The organism is Actinomadura oligospora ATCC 43269 (assembly GCF_000518265.1).
In the GTDB taxonomy this organism is placed as follows: domain Bacteria; phylum Actinomycetota; class Actinomycetes; order Streptosporangiales; family Streptosporangiaceae; genus Spirillospora; species Spirillospora oligospora.
Genome location: NZ_JADG01000004.1, coordinates 108024 through 126657 on the forward strand (window position 1 = coordinate 108024; position 18634 = coordinate 126657).

At 73.8% G+C, this 18634-nt stretch carries 21 protein-coding genes; 10 read left to right on the forward strand and 11 right to left on the reverse strand.

The annotated features are described in order from the left end of the window. The first annotated feature begins 51 nt into the window (after positions 1-51). The 6 genes from P696_RS0105010 to P696_RS0105035 all read left to right on the forward strand — a co-directional run bounded on the left by P696_RS0105010 (position 52) and on the right by P696_RS0105035 (position 6163). Positions 52-1158, forward strand: coding sequence for an acyl-CoA dehydrogenase family protein (locus tag P696_RS0105010; protein WP_034483296.1), 1107 nt, complete (start codon positions 52-54; stop codon positions 1156-1158). Between the two features lies 1 nt (position 1159). Further along, positions 1160-1876, forward strand: a complete 717-nt coding sequence (locus tag P696_RS43385; protein ID WP_051466874.1) for an acyl-CoA dehydrogenase family protein — start codon at positions 1160-1162, stop codon at positions 1874-1876. Positions 1877-1901: 25 nt separating this feature from the next. Beyond that, the gene (locus P696_RS0105020; RefSeq protein WP_026411459.1) at positions 1902-3572 is read left to right on the forward strand and encodes a CocE/NonD family hydrolase; all 1671 of its coding nucleotides are present in this window, start codon (positions 1902-1904) and stop codon (positions 3570-3572) included. Positions 3573-3581: 9 nt separating this feature from the next. After that, positions 3582-4427 (forward strand): GNAT family N-acetyltransferase, encoded by an 846-nt coding sequence (locus P696_RS0105025; RefSeq protein WP_026411460.1) that lies wholly within the window; start codon positions 3582-3584, stop codon positions 4425-4427. A gap of 81 nt (positions 4428-4508) precedes the next feature. Beyond that, on the forward strand, positions 4509-4856 hold the full coding sequence (locus P696_RS0105030; RefSeq protein ID WP_026411461.1) for a VOC family protein: 348 nt from the start codon (positions 4509-4511) through the stop codon (positions 4854-4856). A gap of 119 nt (positions 4857-4975) precedes the next feature. Continuing rightward, a complete protein-coding gene (locus P696_RS0105035; protein ID WP_026411462.1) occupies positions 4976-6163 on the forward strand; it encodes a hypothetical protein in 1188 nt (395 codons plus the stop codon). Between the two features lie 43 nt (positions 6164-6206). Here the strand turns inward: P696_RS0105035 and P696_RS0105040 are convergent, their stop codons facing one another. The 4 genes from P696_RS0105040 to P696_RS0105055 all read right to left on the reverse strand — a co-directional run bounded on the left by P696_RS0105040 (position 6207) and on the right by P696_RS0105055 (position 8138). Beyond that, positions 6207-6545 carry a HEAT repeat domain-containing protein gene (locus P696_RS0105040; protein ID WP_026411463.1) on the reverse strand — a complete coding sequence of 113 codons (339 nt, stop codon included), beginning with the start codon at positions 6543-6545 and terminating at the stop codon, positions 6207-6209. A 129-nt stretch (positions 6546-6674) separates the two neighbouring features. Then, positions 6675-7340, reverse strand: a complete 666-nt coding sequence (locus P696_RS0105045; RefSeq protein WP_026411464.1) for a DUF899 domain-containing protein — start codon at positions 7338-7340, stop codon at positions 6675-6677. 14 nt (positions 7341-7354) lie between these two features. Then, positions 7355-7717, reverse strand: coding sequence for an ArsR/SmtB family transcription factor (locus tag P696_RS0105050; protein ID WP_051466876.1), 363 nt, complete (start codon positions 7715-7717; stop codon positions 7355-7357). Further along, on the reverse strand, positions 7707-8138 hold the full coding sequence (locus P696_RS0105055) for an SRPBCC domain-containing protein (RefSeq protein WP_026411466.1): 432 nt from the start codon (positions 8136-8138) through the stop codon (positions 7707-7709). The genes P696_RS0105050 and P696_RS0105055 overlap by 11 nt, the downstream gene beginning before the upstream one ends. A 128-nt stretch (positions 8139-8266) precedes the next feature. Between P696_RS0105055 and P696_RS57305 the strand changes: the two genes are divergently transcribed. Both P696_RS57305 and P696_RS0105065 read left to right on the forward strand, forming a co-directional pair. Further along, on the forward strand, positions 8267-9265 hold the full coding sequence (locus tag P696_RS57305) for a hypothetical protein (RefSeq protein ID WP_051466877.1): 999 nt from the start codon (positions 8267-8269) through the stop codon (positions 9263-9265). A 29-nt stretch (positions 9266-9294) separates the two neighbouring features. Next, positions 9295-10017: a GNAT family N-acetyltransferase gene (locus P696_RS0105065; protein WP_026411467.1), complete on the forward strand. Its 723-nt coding sequence runs from the start codon at positions 9295-9297 to the stop codon at positions 10015-10017. A gap of 12 nt (positions 10018-10029) precedes the next feature. On the opposite strand, the gene P696_RS0105070 is transcribed toward P696_RS0105065, so the two are convergent. Together P696_RS0105070 and P696_RS0105075 are read right to left on the reverse strand one after the other, a co-directional pair. Then, positions 10030-10830: an ABC transporter permease gene (locus P696_RS0105070; protein WP_051466880.1), complete on the reverse strand. Its 801-nt coding sequence runs from the start codon at positions 10828-10830 to the stop codon at positions 10030-10032. Continuing rightward, positions 10827-11744, reverse strand: a complete 918-nt coding sequence (locus tag P696_RS0105075) for an ABC transporter ATP-binding protein (RefSeq protein ID WP_034483299.1) — start codon at positions 11742-11744, stop codon at positions 10827-10829. Before P696_RS0105075 ends, P696_RS0105070 begins: the two co-directional genes overlap by 4 nt. Before the next feature lie 131 nt (positions 11745-11875). Between P696_RS0105075 and P696_RS0105080 the strand changes: the two genes are divergently transcribed. After that, positions 11876-13111, forward strand: coding sequence for a sensor histidine kinase (locus tag P696_RS0105080; RefSeq protein ID WP_051466882.1), 1236 nt, complete (start codon positions 11876-11878; stop codon positions 13109-13111). After that, positions 13108-13752: a response regulator gene (locus P696_RS0105085; RefSeq protein WP_026411471.1), complete on the forward strand. Its 645-nt coding sequence runs from the start codon at positions 13108-13110 to the stop codon at positions 13750-13752. Before P696_RS0105080 ends, P696_RS0105085 begins: the two co-directional genes overlap by 4 nt. Positions 13753-13830: 78 nt before the next feature. Here P696_RS0105085 and P696_RS0105090 read toward each other — a convergent pair whose 3' ends face one another. The 5 genes from P696_RS0105090 to P696_RS0105110 are packed head-to-tail and all read right to left on the reverse strand — an operon-like array spanning position 13831 to position 18374. Beyond that, positions 13831-14505, reverse strand: coding sequence for a response regulator transcription factor (locus P696_RS0105090; RefSeq protein WP_026411472.1), 675 nt, complete (start codon positions 14503-14505; stop codon positions 13831-13833). After that, positions 14502-15755, reverse strand: coding sequence for a sensor histidine kinase (locus P696_RS43395; RefSeq protein ID WP_157429525.1), 1254 nt, complete (start codon positions 15753-15755; stop codon positions 14502-14504). Before P696_RS43395 ends, P696_RS0105090 begins: the two co-directional genes overlap by 4 nt. A 20-nt stretch (positions 15756-15775) precedes the next feature. Continuing rightward, complete coding sequence (locus tag P696_RS43400; protein ID WP_157429526.1) at positions 15776-16636, reverse strand: ABC transporter permease; 861 nt, start codon at positions 16634-16636, stop codon at positions 15776-15778. Further along, positions 16636-17466, reverse strand: a complete 831-nt coding sequence (locus tag P696_RS43405; RefSeq protein WP_034483302.1) for an ABC-2 transporter permease — start codon at positions 17464-17466, stop codon at positions 16636-16638. Before P696_RS43405 ends, P696_RS43400 begins: the two co-directional genes overlap by 1 nt. Continuing rightward, positions 17463-18374, reverse strand: a complete 912-nt coding sequence (locus P696_RS0105110; protein WP_026411473.1) for an ABC transporter ATP-binding protein — start codon at positions 18372-18374, stop codon at positions 17463-17465. The genes P696_RS43405 and P696_RS0105110 overlap by 4 nt, the downstream gene beginning before the upstream one ends. Positions 18375-18634 lie beyond the last annotated feature (260 nt).

Sequence of the window (18634 nt, forward strand, 5' to 3'; positions counted from 1 at the left end):
ACGGCCCGGGGTTTACCGTGAACCGAGACTTTCCGGAGAGGGGTGCGGCCGATGGCGCTGCCCGAGCTGGAACCGGGGGTGCCGCCGCCGGACGGCGGGCGGCTCCGGGAGGACGTGCGGAGGTTCCTCGCGGCGGCGGAGTTCGAGCCGCGCTGCGACTCGTGGCTGACCGGCGCGGATCCGGACTTCAGCCGGGAGCTCGGCGCGCGCGGATGGCTCGGGATGACGCTGCCGGTCGAGTACGGCGGGCGCGGACGGTCCGCGCTGGAACGGTTCGTGGTGATCGAGGAGCTGCTCGCGGCGGGCGCGCCCGTCGGGGCGCACTGGATCGCGGACCGGCAGATGGGGCCGAGCATCCTCGCGCACGGCACGGAGGAGCAGAAGCGGGCCTTCCTGCCCGCGATCGCGCGCGGCGAGTGCTTCTTCGCGATCGGGATGAGCGAGCCCGACTCGGGATCGGACCTGGCGTCGGTGCGGACGCGGGCCGAGCGGGTGGACGGCGCGTGGCGGCTGACCGGGACGAAGGTGTGGACGAGCGGCGCGCACATCGCGCACGCGATGGTCGTCCTCGCGCGGAGCGCGCCGGGGCCCGCGCGGCACGAGGGGCTGAGCCAGTTCATCGTGAGGCTGCCCGCGGAGGGCGTGGCGGTTCGTCCGATCCCCGGGTTGTCGGGTGAACACCATTTCAACGAGGTCGTGTTCGACGGCGCTCCGGCGGAGCTGTTCGGGCGGGAGGGCGACGGCTGGCGGCAGGTGACGGCGGAGCTGGCGTACGAGCGGTCCGGGCCGGAACGGTTCCTGAGCACGTTCGCGCTGGTCAGGCTCGTGTGTTCGCTGACGCCGGGGGCCGCGTCCGGACGGCTCGTCGGACGCCTGTGGGCGCTGCGGCAGGCGTCCCTCGCCGTCGCGGGCGCGCTCGAGGCCGGGCGCGACCCCACCCTGGAGGCCGCGCTGGTCAAGGACCTCGGGACGCGCTTCGAACGCGAGGTGATCGACGTGGCGCGCGAGCAGCTCGGCGTGGAACCGGACCCGGCGTCCCCGGATCTGGCGGCGCGGCTGCTCGCGCAGGCCGTCGTGCAGGCGCCCGGGTTCACGCTGCGCGGCGGGACGAACGAGATCCTGCGCGGCATCGTCGCGCGCGGCCTGGGGGTGCGCTGACGTGCCGGATGACAAGGAACTTCTCGAAGAGACGGCGAACGCGATACTCGGCCTGGAGGACGACCCGTGGCCCGCGCTGGACGAGGCGGGTCTGACGGGTGTCGGGGTCCCGGAGCACGCGGGCGGCAGCGGCGGCGACCTGGCGGACGTGGCCGTCAGGCCGGGGACGAACGTGGCGGGCGAGTCGCGCGACGACGTGACGGTCAGGGGCGATCTCGCGTCCGTGGAGTGTCCGGTTTCGGCCGGGGACGTGATGCTGCGCGGGGCGCTGTTCCGGGCCGTCCAGTTGACGGGGGCGATGCGCCGGGTGCTGGAGCTCGCGGTGCGGTACGCGGGCGAACGGGAGCAGTTCGGACGTCCGGTCGGGCGGTTCCAGGCCGTCCAGCAGCAGCTGGCGGAGCTGGCCGGGGAGGTGGCGGTCGCGGACGTCGCCGTCCGGGCGGCGCTGCGCACCCCGGACGACGAGGTCGCGGTCGCGGCGGCGAAGCTGAACGCCTCGCGCGCGGCGGGCGTCGTCGCGGACGTGGCGCACCAGGTGCACGGCGCGATCGGCGTGACGTCGGAGCATCCGCTCGGCGCGCTGACCACGCGGTTGTGGGCGTGGCGGGACGAGTTCGGCGGCGAAACGCACTGGGCGCGTCGGCTCGGCGAGCTCGGCCGCGTCCCGTGGGAGACGGTCACCCGGACCGACGCGTCACCGGATACCGTTACTTGGTAGTAGCCCCCGACCGGAGACCGAGAGCATGGCTCTACTCGATCGCCTGCCCACTCCCCCGCTCCCTCCGCTCCGCGATCCCCGCTACACCGTCCAGCGCGACGTGCCCGTTCCCATGCCGGACGGCGTGACGCTGCTCGCCGACCGGTACGTCCCGCGCGGCGTCCGGAATCCGCCGACGCTGCTCGTCCGCACCCCGTACGGGCGGCGCGGACCGGCGGCGCTGCTCAACGGCCTGCCGTTCGTGCCGTTCGGGTTCCAGCTCGTCGTGCAGAGCGCGCGCGGGACGTTCGGTTCGGGCGGCGAGTTCGACCCGCTCGGCAGCGAGCGCGACGACGGCGCGGCCACGCTCCGCTGGCTGCGCGAGCAGCCCTGGTTCGGCGGGTCGCTCGGCCTGTACGGGGCGTCCTACCTGGGGTATTCGGCGTGGGCGCTCGCGGCGGAGGGCGGGCCCGAGGTGCGGGCGATGGCGCTGCAGGTGACCGCGTCGTCGTTCCGCGAGGCCGCCTACGTCGGCGGGTCGTTCGCGCTGGAGTCCACGCTGACCTGGACCGACCTCACGCACCGGCAGACCACCCGGCTCGGCATGCTGACCGCGCCGATCGTGTCGCGCCGCCGGGCGGTGCGGGCCGCCGCGTCGCTGCGTCCGCTCGCCGAGCTGGACGTCCTGACCGGCGGCGCGCCGATGCGCTTCTACCAGGATCTCCTCGCGGCCCACGCGGACGGCGCGGACTACTGGCGCAGCCGTGACTTCTCCGGGACGGTCGGCCAGGCCGACACCCCCGTCACGCTCCTCGGCGGCTGGTACGACGTGTTCCTGCCGTGGGAGATCAGGGACTACCTCGCGCTGCGCGCCGCCGGGCACCGGCCCTACCTGACGATCGGTCCGTGGTGGCACGCGGACGCCCGGCACGGGCTCGTCGCGTTCCGCGAGGCGCTCGCCTGGTTCCGCGCGCACCTCCTCAACGACCCGTCCGGCCTGCGGAAACACCCTGTACGGCTGTACGTGACGGGTGCGCGCGAGTGGCGCGACTACCGCGACTGGCCGCCTCCCGGGATGCGCCAGGAGCGGTGGCATCTGCACAAGGGCGGCGGACTCGGCCCGGACGGCCCGCAGCGGCACGAGCCGAGCGCCTACCGGTACGACCCGGCGGATCCGACGCCCGCGCTGGGCGGCCCGACGCTCCTCGGAAGTTCGAAGCCGGTGGACAACCGTCCGCTGGAACGGCGTCCGGACGTCCTGGTGTTCACCTCGCCGCCGCTCACGTCCGACCTGGAGGTGATCGGCCCGGTCACGGCGGACGTCCACCTGCGGTCGAGCCGCGCGCACACCGACCTGGTCGTCCGGCTGTGCGACGTGGACGCGGACGGCGTGTCCCGCAACGTGTGCGAGGGCGGGCTGCGGCTCACGCCCGCCCACCCGGCGGACGGCGACGGCGTGCACCGGGTGACCGTGGACCTGTGGCCGGCCGCGCGGCGGTTCCGGCGCGGGCACCGCGTCCGCGTGCACGTGACCAGCGGCGCCTACCCCAAGGTCGCGGCGAACCCCGGCACCGGCGACCCGCTGACCAGCGCCGCACGGCCCGCCGTCCCCGCCGACCAGGAGGTCTTCCACGACCCGGACCACCCGTCCGCGATCATCCTCCCGGTCGTCGAGCGCCCCTCCGAAGCCACGATCCCCGACCCCGCGGCGGAATAGGGTCCGCGCATGGACGACTGGCGGTTCACCGGCGACCTGGACGCCTTCGAGGCCGCGGCGGGTCCCCTGCTGCGCTCGGACCCGGCGCGGAACACCATGCACCTCACCACGCTGGACACCCTTCGCCGCGCCGGTCTCCACGTCTTCGGCCCGGCCGATCCGATCTTCGGCTGGCTCGGCGGTCCGGAGCCGGTCGCCGCGTTCCTCTGCACCCCCGACTTCCCGCTCGTCCTCACGGATGTCACGGACGACGCGGCCCGCAGGCTCGCCGACGTCCTCCCGGTCACCACGACGGGCGTGAACGCCGAACGGTCCGCCGCGTCCGCGTTCGCCGCCTCCTGGCGCTCCCGCACGGACATGACGCCCTGGATGCTCCAGGAGCAGCGCCTCTACCGGCTGGACGAGCTCGTCCAGCCGGATCCGATGCCGCCAGGCACCTGGCGGGTCGCGACGTCCGCCGACCTCTCACGGGTTCTGACCTGGGTGGACGGCTTCGCCGCCGAGGCCGGAGGCGGAGCCCCGCGCGCCGTGACGGAGGAACGCCTGAACGCGGGCTGCGTCGTCCTGTGGGAGGTGGACGGCGAGCCGGTCGCGATGGCCGGACGCACCGCCACCGTGGACGGCATGACCCGCGTCGCCCCCGTCTACACCCCGTCCGCGCACCGCCGCCGGGGCTACGGCGCCGCCGCCACCGCCGCCGTCAGCCGCTCCGCCCTTGACGGGGGCGTTCGGGACGTCGTCCTGTTCACCGACCTCGCCAACCCGACGAGCAACGGCATCTACCAGGCCATCGGCTACCGGCCCGTCAGCGACCGTGTCGTGATCGGGTTCTCTGGGGTGGACGACGGCTCCTGAGGTGGGGAGGCGTTCGGCGTGTGGGGCGCGTGTCCGTGTGGCATGGGCGCTTCCCGCAGCGGGGGTTCCTAGGATCGCGGTATGACCATCGACTTGTTCGCGGGCATCCCGGTCAGCGACTACCAGGCGGCGCTGGCGTGGTACGAGCGGCTGTTCGGGACGCCCCCGGCGTTCGAACCGAACGACAGCGAGTCCGTGTGGGAGGTCGCCGCACACCGGTACGTGTACGTCGTCCACCTGCCCGAACGGGCCGGGCACGCGCTGCACACGGTGTTCGCGTCCGACTTCGACACGCGGATCTCGGAGATCGTGGAGCGCGGTCTCTCCCCGGAGCGGCGGGAGACCTACGACAACGGCGTCCGCAAGGCCACGTTCCGCGACCCCGACGGCAACGAGTTCGCCTTCGGCGGCGCCCCGTCCGACACCTAGCCCCAGCGTGTCGCACGACCACCGGCGTGGCGCGGCATCGGCTCGTGAAGGAGGCGAAACCGGGAGCGCGGTCCGGACGTCGATATCGGCGGACCGTCCGCGATCACTCAGGAGCCGACATGTACCCGGACCACCCCCTGGAGCTGTGGAACGAGGCGGCGGCGCACGCGCTGCTGGGCGCGGCCCTTCCGAACAGCGCCGTCATCACCTTCGACGAGGACGGCGGAGGGCTGCGCCGCCGCGAGTTCGGCATCGGGAGCTGGGGCATCGCGTGGGTCGAGGGCGGCCGTGCCGTCACCTACGGCTACGACCTCGACCGCAGCACCGCCCGTGACCAGCTGCCGCCCGTGGACCTGCTCGCGGGCGCGCCGGACTGGTTCCCGTGGGAGCACGTCCACGCGGCCCAGAAGGAGATGGACCTGGTCTCCTGGGTCTACTGGTGGGACGGGACGACCTGGGCGCGGCCCGAGTATCCCGGGGACATGGACGGAGGGCCCGACTCGGGGAACGACCAGTCCTTCGACGGCTACGCCGACAACGCGGAGGACTGGGACGCGGCGCGCGAGCCCTACGACGCCCTGCTGGCGGCGGTCGAGGCCCGGGTCGTGGACGCGGCCGTGATCGAGGCCCTGTACGCGCCGCTGGACGAGACGTGCCGGCCGTCCGCCCCGGCGGCGGCGGTCGCGGGCGCCCTGGAGCTGGCGCGGCGGCTCGGCGTCACGCCCGGCGCGCCACGGCCGGAACTCCCCGCCGGGACCGGCGAGCCCGCCGGGCGGCGCGTCCACGTCCTGGACGGGCACCAGGTGGAGGGGGCGATCGCGAAGGCGATGCGGAACGCGTCCGAGCTGGACCGTCCCGCCCCGTCCACCGAACCGGACGAGGTCGCCGCGTGGGTGCGCGCCAATCTCGGCGAGGCGGCCGTCGAGATCGCCTGGACGGGCTCGGACCGGCCCGGTCACGGCTACAAGCTCGGCATCGAGCGCGGGAGGATGGCGGACGCCGGACTGTCCGCGCTGCTCGACGCGTGGCGGGAGCGGGAGGCCGACCCGGAGCGTGGCCGGTGGACGCACGCCAGGGTCGTCGTCACCGCGAGCGGGTTCACGGCCGACCGCGCGTACGACCACCTTCCCGCCTGGTGGACGGGCTTCCAGCTGTACCTCGCCGGGCTGCGCGCGGAGATGGCCTCACGCGCGCCGCGATGGCGTCCGTCCTGGGCCGGGCTCCTGGATCAGGAACTCTGGTCGCAGGGCGTCCCGCCGGAGCTGGCCTGGCGGCCCGGCGAGCCCTTCCAGTCACTGGCCCTGTGAGCGGCCCCTCCACGGACGTCCTGTCACCCGAAGGCGGCCTTGGTCACTCGATCCAGCCGTTGGCCCGGGCGGCGTCCAGGGCCGCGTGGGCCTCGCGGCTGTCGAGCATCTCCAGGCCGCGCACCGCCCAGAGCCGGAGGGACTCGTCGTCGTTGGCCAGCTGGACGGTCAGGACCGGCATGGCCTCCGGCGACCGGGCCTCGGCGAGCAGTTCGAGCAGCCAGCAGCGCAGGCCCTGGTCCGGCTCCCGCTCGAACTCGGCCGCCAACTCCGGGACGTAGGCGTCGGCGTGCTCGCGCAGGAAGTCGAAGCCGTCCACGCGCCGCTGCGGATCGGCCGCGCGCATCATCGTCATCGCCTTCTCGAAGCGCTGAACCGACATCCTCGAACCTCTTTCGCCGTCCGCATTCCCTGCCGGACGAGTATCCCGAAGTCCGGGCCCGGAACGCGCCGAGGGCGGGCGGGACCGGTTCGCGGAGACCGGTCCCGAACACCCTCGCGGCGAAGCGCCTCAGCCCTTGTGGGAGTCGTGCCAGTTCCACCACTCGTAGGGCGGGGTCTGGGGGTAGCCGTCGGGCGAGTCCTCCCAGTTCTCCTGGCGTCCGAGGGCGGTGATGTCCAGGTAGGACCAGGTGCCGCCCATGACCTCGTCCCCGCGGCCGTTGACGAAGTACGTGCGGTAGACGGTGTCGCCCTCACGGATGAACGCGTTGGTGCCGTGCCACTCGTCCACGCCGTGGTCGACGTCGAAGTCGTCGGTGATGGTGAACCAGGGCATCGTCCAGCCCATGCGCTCCTTCATCCGGAAGATCTCCGGCTGCGGACCGCGGGACGCGAACACCAGCGTCGTGTCGCGGGCGTTCAGATGGGACGTGTGGGCCACCTGGTCGGCGACCATCGAGCAGCCGACGCAGGGCCGGTCCGGCCAGTCACCGGCGCCGGGGTCGAAGAACGCGCGGTAGACGATGAGCTGGCGGCGTCCGTCGAACAGGTCGAGCAGGCTCGCCCTGCCGTCCGGGCCGTCGAACACGTACGGCTTGTCGACGCGCAGCCACGGCATGCGGCGGCGCTCGGCCGCGAGCGCGTCGCGGGCGCGGGTGAGCTCCTTCTCCTGGACGAGCATGCGCTCGCGCGCGGCCTCCCACTCCTCGCGGGAGACGACGGATGGCGTCTTCATGGTCATTCGGCCCCTCAGGTGTCGAGATGGTTTCTCAGGGCGTCCAGCGGACCGTCCCAGTTGCGGGCGAGCGCGGCCAGGTACTGCTGCGCCACCTGCATGGGCGCGGAACGCAGCCGGTACCGGACGCGCCTGCGCTCGCCCGGCTCGGCCGTCACCAGGCCCGCGTCGGTGAGCAGGCCGAGGTGTTTCGCGACGGCCTGCCGGGTGATGGGCAGCCGTCCGGCCAGGTCGGTCGCCGTCGCCGGGCCGCCCGCCGCCAGCTCCGCCAGGATCGCGCGGCGCGTCGGATCGGCCAGGGCCGCGAAGACCAGCTCGGCGACCGCCTCCGCGTCCTGGCGTCCACCGCCCGCTCCGGCCGTGTCGTCAGGCCGCATCGAGGTACTTGGCGATGTTGTCGAACTGCTCCTTCCAGCCGTCGACGTTGCCGCCGAACGCCTTGGCGTGCTCGCCCGCCGGGAGCTGCGCGAAGCCGGTCTCGACCACGGTCAGCCGCGTCCCGGCGACGGACGGCTCGAGGGTGAACTCGACGTAGGTGCGGCGCGGGTCGTCGTCCGGCAGGCCGTAGACCTGCCAGGTGAACCCGAACACCGACGGCTCCTCGACGCGCTCGATCCGCATGCGCTGCGCCATGCCACCGCCGAACTCCAGCCACGCCGCGCCGCCCGGCTCCAGCTCGATGCCCGCCGACTCGGCGAACCACGCGGCCAGCCCCTCGGCGGTGGTCAGCGCGGTCCACACCCTGGCGGGCGGGTGCGACAGGTCGACGGTCCGCTCGATCCGATCGGGAAATCCCATGATGGCCTCCTTGTTGCAACCTGTTGGTTGCAATCCTATGGCAACCGATCGGTTGCGTCAACGATGTCGTCCGCGGCTGCTAGCGTCCGGCGCGTCCGCCAAGATCACCCCGTTCCGGAGGCTCCCCCATGCGTGACGGTGCTCCCCTGCAGTTCCCCGACCTCGACCGTCTGAGGGCCTTCGACGAGACCCAGGGCGACTACTACGTCAACGGATTCGAGCTGGAGCGGGGCCTGTCCTACCGGGAGGCCGAGCTCCAGGACCGGATCGTCTCGTTCGCCCAGGCCAACGGCAGCGGCTCGCTGTTCGGGATCTGGCTCCGCGACGACCGCGACGACCTCGGCACGCTCCCGGTCGTCGCGTACGGCGACGAGGGCGGGATCCACATCGTGGCCCGCGACTTCCGCGAGTTCCTGCGCCTGCTGGCGTCCCTCCCCGCCGACTGCGAACCCGACATCGACTGGGCCTGCTTCGGCCTCCGCGAGTGCTGGGACGAGGACGACGAGGACGACGAGGACGACGAGGACCTCGTGATCGACCAGACGGCCTTCCTCACCTGGCTCGACAAGGAGTTCGGCATCACCCCCGCCGACGACTGGGAGGAGATCGTGGACGCCGCCCAGGCCGAACACGACGCCGAGTGGGCGGCCTGGATCCACCCGCTCATCCCGGACGCCGTCTACTCCCCGAACCACGACCTGAACCGGCTCGACCGGTTCCGCACCGGCCTCTACAAGGGCTTCGCCAACGGCTTCTGGCTGCACCGGGAGTTCAATGAGCGCGTCCGGCGGAACATGCCCCGGCTCAGGAACCCGGCGCGCACCGACACCATGGCCGTCTTCGGCACGAACGACAGCGACACCTTCTTCGCCCTGGACGCGGACGGACGCGTCCTCGCACTGGGCAAGGACACCGGCGTCCACCCCGTCGCCCGCGACCTGCGCACGTTCCTCCGGCTGCTCGCGGGCCTCACCGACACCGAGATCTGGTGCGACGAGACCCAGGTCGGCCTGCGCCCCTGCGAACCCGCCCCGGCCCGCGCCCAGTACGTCGAGTGGCTCGGGAACACCCTCGGCCTCCACCCCGCCGAGGACCCGGCGGCACTCCTCGCCGAAGCCCGCTCCTAACCCCACAAATCCCCTGTTAACCTGCCCGAATGGAGATCACGACGCTGGCCGAACGGCCGGAGCTGACCCAGGCGCTGCCGGAACTCAGCGGGGAGTGGCCGGGGTTCACCGGACACGACCCGGTCACGCAGACCCGCTGGGCGGACGTCCCCCGCGTGTTCCCCGAGTTCGTGATCGTCGCGACCGAGGACGACGAGCTGGTCGCCCGCGGTTTCAGCGTCCCGTTCCAGTCCCGCGGCCCGCTCCCCGGCACCGGCTGGGACCAGGTCATGATCTGGGCGTTCCGGGACCACGCCGCCGGGGTGAGGACCGACACGGTCAGCGCCATCGAGATCACCATCCGCGGCGACCACCGCGGCGCGGGCCTGTCGGGCACCCTGCTCGCCGCGATGCGCGTCAACGCCAAGGCGCGCGGGTTCGGCGAGCTGGTCGCCCCCGTCCGCCCGAACGCCAAGCACCTCGAACCGAAGACCCCCATGGCCGAGTACGCCCACCGCACCCGCGAGGACGGCCTCCCCCACGACCCCTGGCTCCGCGTCCACGTCCGCGCCGGAGGCGTCATCGACTCGATCGCCCCCGCCTCCATGACGATCGCGGGCTCCCTCGCCCAGTGGCGCGACTGGACCGGCCTCCCCTTCGACACCCCCGGCCCCGTCGAGGTCCCAGGCGCCCTCACCCCGGTCACCTGCTCCCTCGAACACGACAACGCCGTCTACGTGGAACCCAACGTCTGGATCCGCCACACCCTCTGAGAACGAGTCCCGTCAGGCGTCCCGGCGGTCGATGGCCAGGGTGGCCAGGCCGAAGAGGACGACCAGGTAGGCCAGGCATTCGAGCGCGGCCGCCGTGGGGCTCGGCAGGGAGGCGGAGGCGCCTCGCGTGCTGGTCAGGCCCTTGAGGATCTGGACCGGAGTCCAGCGTCCGGCGGCGTCGGCGGCGTCGCCGAGGGCCCCGGTGACCAGGTTGGCGCCGACGTAGAGTCCGAGCACGGCGGCCGTGGCGGCCGTCGCGCGCCGCAGGAGCGTGCCGACCGCCAGCCCGATGAGCGCGGTCACGGCCAGGAACGCCCCCGCGCCGAGGACGGCGCGCAGCGCGCCCGGGTCACCGAGACCGACGGCGAGGTGCTTCCCCGACAGGATCCGCTGCGCGGTGAGGAAGGTCGCGAGCGAGAGCACGAGCCCCGCCAGCAGCGCCGCGATGCCGACCACGGCCGCTTTGGCCGCGAGCACGGTGCGACGGCGCGGCACGGCGAGGAAGGTCGTGCCGATCAGCCCGCTGCCGTACTCGGACGTCACGCTCAGCGTCCCGAGCACCCCGACGGCCAGCACGACGACCAGGAAGCCGCCGCTGAAGCAGTAGCCCGCCGGGTCGTAGCGGGCCAGCCTGCCGGCGCTCATCGCCGACCGGTCGGGGTCGCTCGCGAACGGCAGCACCGCGAGCGCGAACGACGCCGCGCACGCCAGTGGGAGCGTGACCCGCATCGAGTCGACCGACCTGAGCTTCAACCACTCCGAAGCCATCGCCCCGCGCATCATCGCTCCACGCATCATCGCCCCACGGATCATCGCCGTCCTCCTTCGCTCGCCCGGTACTCCACCGCGTGTTCGGTCGCCTCGAAGTACGCCTGTTCGAGCGTCGCGCCGCGGACCGCGAGCTCGTGGACCGCCACGTCCGCCTCGGCGGCGAGGTCGCCGATCCGCCGCGGGGCCAGGCCGCGCACCGCCAGCGCGCCGTCCGCCTCGGACGACACGTCCCCCCCGGCCCGGGCCAGGACCGAGGCCAGCCGGGCGGGGTCGGCCGCGCGGACGAGGACGTCGGTGCGGGACGCCCGGCGCACGAACTCGGCCATGCCGGTGTCGGCGATCAGCCGTCCCCGGCCGATGACGACCAGGTGGTCGGCGGTCTGCTCCATCTCGGCCATCAGGTGGCTGCTGAGGAGCACGGCCCTGCCCTCGGCCGCCATGCCCCGCACCAGGGTCCGGATCCACTGGATCCCCTCCGGGTCCAGGCCGTTGATCGGCTCGTCCAGGACGAGGACCGGCGGGTCGCCGAGCAGGGCGGCGGCGATGCCGAGCCGCTGGCGCATGCCCAGGGAGAAGCCGCCCACGCGGCGGCGGGAGACCGTCGTGAGTCCGGTCAGTTCCAGGACGGCGTCGACCCGGGCGCTGGAGATCCCGGCGGCGAGCGCGATGGCCCGCAGGTGGTCTCGCGCGGTGCGGCCCGCATGGACCGCGCCGGGGTCCAGGAGCGCGCCCACTTCGTGTAGCGGATGCCGGAGCGCGGCGTAGGGGCGCCCGCCGACCAGGGCGTGGCCGCCGGTCGGCCGGGTGAGGCCGAGAATCATGCGCAGGGTGGTGGATTTGCCGGAACCGTTCGGGCCGAGGAATCCGGTCACCCGGCCGGGTCTGATCACCACCGACAACCGGTCCACCGCGGTCGTCGGCCCGTAGCGTTTGGTGAGCTCGTGGGTTTCGATCACGCGGTCCAGGCTGCCGCCGCCCGCGCGCCCGCGCGTCTGGCCGTGGAGGTGTCCCGTCGCGGCCGAGTCCGCCCCCGGATGTATGACCGTGGTAGGACGCGCCGGACGCCGCCTCGCCCTAGCTTGGGGGGATGTATGACGAACGGCCGCCCCACCGGCTCGCCCCCGGCGGTCCGCGTCCACCGTTGGGCAGGCGGCTGCGCCCTTGGCACTGGGTTGCCATCGACTGCGCCGTCGCCGTCGTGCTCGGCGCGATCGCGATCAGGGCGATGCCCCATCTGTTCCGGGTCCCCGATCCGCATCACCTCGGGTTCCCGCGGCCGTCGCGGGCCGCGTTCGTCCTCGCCGTCCTCGCCGAGGTGACGGCCTGCGCCGGGCTCGCGCTGCGCCGTTCGCGTCCGTCCGTGGGGGCCGCCGCGCTCTGGTCCGGCTGGGTGCTGCTGCTGACGGCGGCCGGACGGTACTCGCTCGCCACCCCCGCCGCGACGGCCATGGTCGTGGTCGCCGTCCTGCTCGTCTACCAGATCTGCGCCGCGCGGCCGTTCCGGTGGGCCGCCGCCGCATGCGGGCTCACGGTCGGCTCGGCGCTGCTGACGGCTCCGCTCGGCTCGTCCGAACTCCAGCAGGGCGCGGTGATCTGCGTGTTCGCCGTGTCGGCGGCGGCGGTGACGGGGCGGCTCGTCCACCGCAACAGGTCGTACGCCGCCGAGCTTCGCGGCCACGAGGCCGCGTTGCTGCGCGGCGAGCTCGCGCAGCAGCGGCTGCGCGTCGCCCGGGAGGTGCACGACGTGATCGCGCACAGCATGAGCGTCGTGGGGGTCCAGGCGGGATACGGCCGGTTCGTGTTCGACCAGGACCCGGGGCTGGCCGCCGAGGCGCTGGAGAACATCCAGCGCGTCAGCCACGACTCGCTCCGGGAACTGCGCGGCCTGCTGGCGGTCCTGCGCACGACCGCCGAGGACGGCGTGGCGGCCCCCGCGCCGGGACTCGCCGACCTCGAGCCGCTGGTCGCACGGGTGGGTCAGGCGGGCGTCCGGGTCGACCTCACGGTCACCGGCGACACGGGCGACCTGCCGCCCGGCGTGGCCCTGGCCGTGTACCGCATCGTCCAGGAAGCGCTGACCAACGTCGTGAAGCACGCGGGATCGGCGACCGCGAACGCCGCCGTCACCCGCACCGCCGAGGGACTGACGATCGAGGTCCGCGACGACGGCCCGGGTCCCTCCGCCCACGACGGCGGAGGCCACGGCCTCGCCGGGATCGCCGAGCGCGCCGCCCTGTACGGAGGCCGCGTCACGGCGGGGCCCGCCGAGGGCGGCGGCTTCCTGGTCCAGGCCGTCCTGCCGTTCGCCGGGGACGCGGCGTGACCGTCCGGGTCGTGGTCGCCGACGACCAGACCCTGGTGCGTGCCGGATTCGCCGGAATCATCCGCGCCGCCGACGGGTTCACCGTCGTGGCCGAGGCCGCCGACGGCCGCGAGGCCGTGGAGGCCGCCCGCCTCCACCGGCCGGACGTGGTGCTCATGGACATCCGCATGCCCGTCATGGACGGCATCGCGGCCACCCGGGAGGTCACCTCCACCACGACGGCGAAGGTCCTGGTCCTCACCACCTTCGACGTCGACGCCTACGTCTACGAGGCGCTGCGCGCGGGGGCCGGTGGCTTCGTCCTCAAGGACGTCTCGCCGGCCGACCTGCTGGCCGGGATCCGGGCCGTCGTCCGCGGGGACGCGCTCCTCGCCCCGACCGTCACCCGCCGCCTCATCGACGCCTTCACCGCCCGCCCGCCCGTGCCGTCCCCGGACCGCCTGGGCATCACCGGCAGGGAGCTCGACGTCCTCACCCTCATCGCCGCGGGCCACACCAACTCCGAGATCGCGGCGCGCCTGCACATCACCGAGGGCACCACCAAGACCCACGTCAGCCGCCTGCTCGCCAAACTCCAGGCCCGCGACCGGGTCCACCTCGTCCTCATCGCCCACCGCCACGGCATCGCCCCGCCGCCATGACGACCCAGCCGCGACCGCGCCGACCACCAGGGCACCCTCGGCCTTCCGGGCCACGGAAAGGGCCAAACCCGGCCGGGCTCAGTCTCTCGTCTCCCGCCCCCGCGGCTTGACCAGACCCGAGTCGTACGCGGCGACGGCCGCCTGCAGACGGTCACGGACGCCGAGTTTGAGCAGCAGGCTCTGGACGTGGCTCTTCACGGTGGTCTCGGCGACGTGGAGCGACTGCGTGATCTCGGCGTTGGAGAGCCCGCGGGCCAGCAGCAGGAGCACGTCGATCTCCCGCGCGGAGAGCAGCTTCCGCAGGTCCTGACCGTCGGCCTGGTCGGGGCCGTCCGCCATGCGCTCCAGAAGCCGGCGGGTCACGGACGGCGCGAGGATCGCCTCGCCGGCGGCGATCACCCTGACGGCCTCGACGAGCTGGTCCGCGGTGGAGTCCTTCAGCAGGAATCCCGAGGCCCCCGCGCGCAGCGCCTGGGCCACGTAGTCGTCCAGGTGGAAGGTGGTCAGGACCAGGACGCGGCACGGCGCGGGACTCCGGGCGAGCAGGGCGCGGGTCGCGGCGACGCCGTCGAGGCGGGGCATGCGGATGTCCATCAGCACGACGTCGGGGCGCAGTCGGCGGGCCGCCTCCACGGCCTCCGCGCCGTCGGCCGCCTCGCCGACGACGTCGAAGCCGGGCTCGGTCTCGAGCGTCGCGCGCAGGCCGGCCCGGATCAGGGTCTGGTCGTCGGCGATCAGGATCCTGATGGTCACGGCGCCTCCCCGGCCACCCGCAGGGTGGCGTGGACCTCGAATCCGCCGTCCCGGCCGCGCCCCGCGCGCAGGGTGCCGTCGTACATCGCGGCGCGCTCGCGCATTCCGACGAGCCCGTGGGCGCCGGCGGACGGCTCGTTCCGCGGGCCGAGGCCGTCGTCGACGACGTGGAGGTGGAGCATCGGCCCGGCCCGGGTGATCGTGACCGACGCCGTGGCGGGACGGCCCGCGTGCTTGAGGGTGTTGGTGAGCGCCTCCTGGACGATGCGGTAGGCGGCCAGCCCGACGCCCGCGGGCAGCGTCGAGGGCTCCGCGTCCAGGCGGACCGGCACTCCGGCGGACTCGACCTTCGCGATCAGCTCGGCCAGGGACGCCAGGCCCGGTCGCGGCTCCAGCGGCTCGCCGTCCTCGGGGCGCAGCACGGCCAGGACGCGGCGCATCTCGGCCAGCGCCTCGCGGCTGACGGCGGAGATGGTCGCGAGGTGGTCCGGGACGACCTCGGGCCGGGTGCGGGCGCAGCGGCCCGCCGCCTCGGCCTGCACGGTGATGAGGCTGATCGAGTGTCCGATGACGTCGTGGAGCTCGCGGGCGATGCGCAGGCGCTCGTCGGCGATGGCGCGTTCGGCGCGCTCGCCCTCCTCGCGTTCCAGGCGGCGCGCCCGCTCCTCCAGCTGGGCGATGTAGGCGCGCCGGGTGCGGACGGCATAGCCGCAGACCCACGCCGAGACGACGCACAGGCCGAGGGAGAGGACGGCCCACAGGGCGCCCTCGGACGGGCGGACGCGGGTACCGGGTGAGAGGTTCGCGGCCATGAGCGCGACGGCGGCCACCAGCGAGGCGAGGAGGCCTCGACGGTCGGCTCCGTCCGCCACCGCAGTGCGAGCGAACGGAACAGCGGGAAACCGGCCCGCGCCTGGCCTCGCCGGGGCGCCGGAGCCGTGGACGGCCAGGTCGGCGGGGCCGTGGACGGCCAGGGCATAGGCCGCGGCCAGGGGCCCCGCGACGGCGGCCGGTGCCGGGAACCCTGTCGCGATCATGACCACGCCGAGGGCGGTGGTCCCCGCCAGAACGGCCAGTGGCGCTCGCCTGCGCGCCAGGATCAGCGCGGCCTGCGCCGGTGCCAGCAGCCACACCGAGTAGCCGGGCAGCCAGGACACCAGCCGGTTCGTCGTCCCGCAGACGACGACCGCCGAGCCCGCCGAGGCGAACAGCGCGTCGGCGGCTCTCTGCCTCCACCCCGGTCGCCTCATGTCGATCAGCATGCCCGACGTCACCCGTCCCGCGTCCGCAGCAGCGCCATCCCGGCGGCGGCCGTGACGACGACGTAGAGGGCGAGCACGCACCCGGCGGACACGGGCCGCAGCAGGAAGCCGACGTGCGAGTGCCACAGCGAGAAGCCGAGGTTGGACGGCAGGTACGGGACCGTGTGCCGCCATACGAAGCCCTTCGGGAGGTTGTTGACCAGCACGGGCAGGATCGTGAACAGGCACAGGAGGGCCGAGATGGCGACGGCGGTGCTGCGCGCCAGCGCGCCGAGGAACAGGCCGAGCAGCCCGGTCAGGGTCAGGTAGAGGGCGCCGCCGAGGACCGCGCCCGCCGCGCCGGAGTCGGCCGGGGACGCGTGGGGCGTCGCCCCGGACAAGCGGCTCTGACCGAGCAGGAACGCGGCCGAGACCGTGACCAGAGCCAGGCCGAAGCCCAGGAGGCCGACCAGGAGCGCCTTCGCCGCCAGCACCAGCGGGCGCTGCGGCGTCGCCACGAAGGTGCCCCGGATCTGCCCGGTGCCGTACTCAGTCGTCACCACGAGCGCGCCGAGCGCGCCGAAGAACAGGGGAGTGATCTGGAGGAACCCGAGCCCGGTGTCGACCGGACGGAAGTGGGCCTGCGCCTGGGCGCCCAGGGTGTGCCAGCGCGCCTGGAAGCCCGAGCAGACCAGGAACGCGAGCCCGACGCTGAACGCGAACCCGCTCAGGGCGGTCGCCCGCAGCGACCGCAGCGACCGCAGTTTGATCCACTCGCTCGCCAGCACCGCCCGTCCCCGGGACAGCGGCGTCACCGGCGCGTGCCGCGGTACCGGCGGACGCCGCGCTCGTGCCGCGGGCACCGGTGTGCCGGAGGTATCGGTGGGCATCACACGTCCCTCTTCCGGGTCAGCGTCAGGACGGCACCGGCCGACACGACGACGTCCAGGGCGAACAGCGAGAAGCCCTGCCAGGGGCCGAGGCTGTGCGGCGAGGGCGGCATCACGTGCCACACCTGGGAGCCGGCCTCGCCGGGCAGGTAGGGGAGGATCCCGTCCGCGAGGCCGCTCGGCAGCAGTCCCACCATCAGCGGCAGGACCAGCAGGACGCCGAACAGCGCCGCCAGCCCGAGCGGGGTGGAACGCGACAGCGCCCCCAGGGCCGTTCCGAACAACGCGATCAGGGTGAGGTACAGGCCACCGCCCAGGACGGCGCGCAGCACCCCCGGGTCCTCCAGCTCCGCATGGGGCACCGGCCCGGTGAGGAGGTGCTGCCCGAGAGCGAAGGCCCCGAACGACGAGGCCGTGGTCACGGCCCAGACGACCGCGCCGAGCACCAGTCCCTTGACGACGAGGACCTGGGCACGCTGCGGTGTCGCCGCGAGCGTCGTCCGGATCAGGCCGGTGCCGTACTCACCCGTCACCGCCAGCACCCCGAGCGCGCCGACGAACAGCTGCGCCGGCTCGATGCCGCGCAGGCTGGTGGAGGCGGGGTCGAAGGCCGCCCGCTCGGACGCGGACATCGAGGCCCAACCGGACCGGTATCCCGAGCAGAGGACGAGCGCCCCCAGCACGATGACCACGGCCGTGGCCCCGAGCACCGCCGGCGCGGACCGCACCGACCAGAGCTTGACCCATTCGCTGCGGGCCGTGGCGCGCAGCCGCGCCCGCGGGCCGTGCCGCCGCCCCTCGGCCGCCGTCCGGACCAGGTGCGCGTTCATGCGGGCACCGGGGCCCGGTAGACGACGCTGCCCTCGGTGAGCCGGAAGTACGCCTCCTCCAACGACGAGGTCACATCCCGCAGCTGGTGCAGCACGTGGCCCCGCGCGGCGGCGAGCTCGCCGATCGCCGCCGACTCGACTCCCACGACCAGCAGCGTCCCGTCCGGTCTCAGGGTGACCTCGCCGCCCAGCGTCCGCAGCTCGCCCGCGAGCCGGTGGTGGTCGACGGCCCGGACCTCGACCCGGTCCGTGGCGTCGCGGGCGATCAGCTCGTCCAGCGGCATGTCGGCCAGCAGCCGTCCCTCGCCGATCACCAGCAGGTGGTCGGCGGTCAGGGCCGTCTCGCTCATCAGGTGGCTGCTGACCAGCACGGTGCGCCCCTCGGCGGCGAGCGAACGCATCAGGGTCCTGATCCACAGGATGCCGTCCGGATCCAGGCCGTTGACCGGCTCGTCGAACAGCAGGATCCCGGGGTCGCCGAGCAACGCGCCCGCGATGCCCAGCCGCTGCGACATGCCGAGGGAGAACCCGCCGACCCGCTTGCGCGCCACGGCGGCGAGGCCGACCTGCTCCAGCACCACGTCGACGCGATCCCGGGGGATGCCGTTGGCGGCGGCCAGGCTGTGCAGATGGTTGTAGGCCGAGCGCCCCGGATGCACCGCGCGGGCGTCCAGCAACGCGCCGATCTCGTGGAGCGGCCACACCATCCCCCGGTATCGGCGGCCGTTGACGGTCACCGACCCGGAGGACGGCAGGTCCAGTCCGAGGATCATCCGCATCGTCGTCGACTTGCCCGCTCCGTTGGGTCCGAGGAACCCGGTGACCCGGCCGGGCTCGACGCGGAAGTCCAGTCCCGAGACGGCCGTCTGGCGGCCGTACCTCTTGGTCAGTCCCCGCGCCTCGATCACTGACGCCTCGCTTCGTCCGCGCGTGTTCTCATGCGAACGAAGCTATGGACGCGCCCGGTGAACCGGCCTCCGCCGCAGGAAGGAAAGCCCGACCGCGGCGCGCTCGCGCCTCCTCCTCAAGGAGGAAGGGGCCTCACGCGGGCAGGCCGTCGGCGGCCAGCGATCGAGGGCTTGGCCGATCCAGGTGTCGGACCGGGCCAGGGGGGGCGAGCTGAGACGAACGGTCCGCCGCAGGTGACTGCGGCGGACCGTTCTTGGAC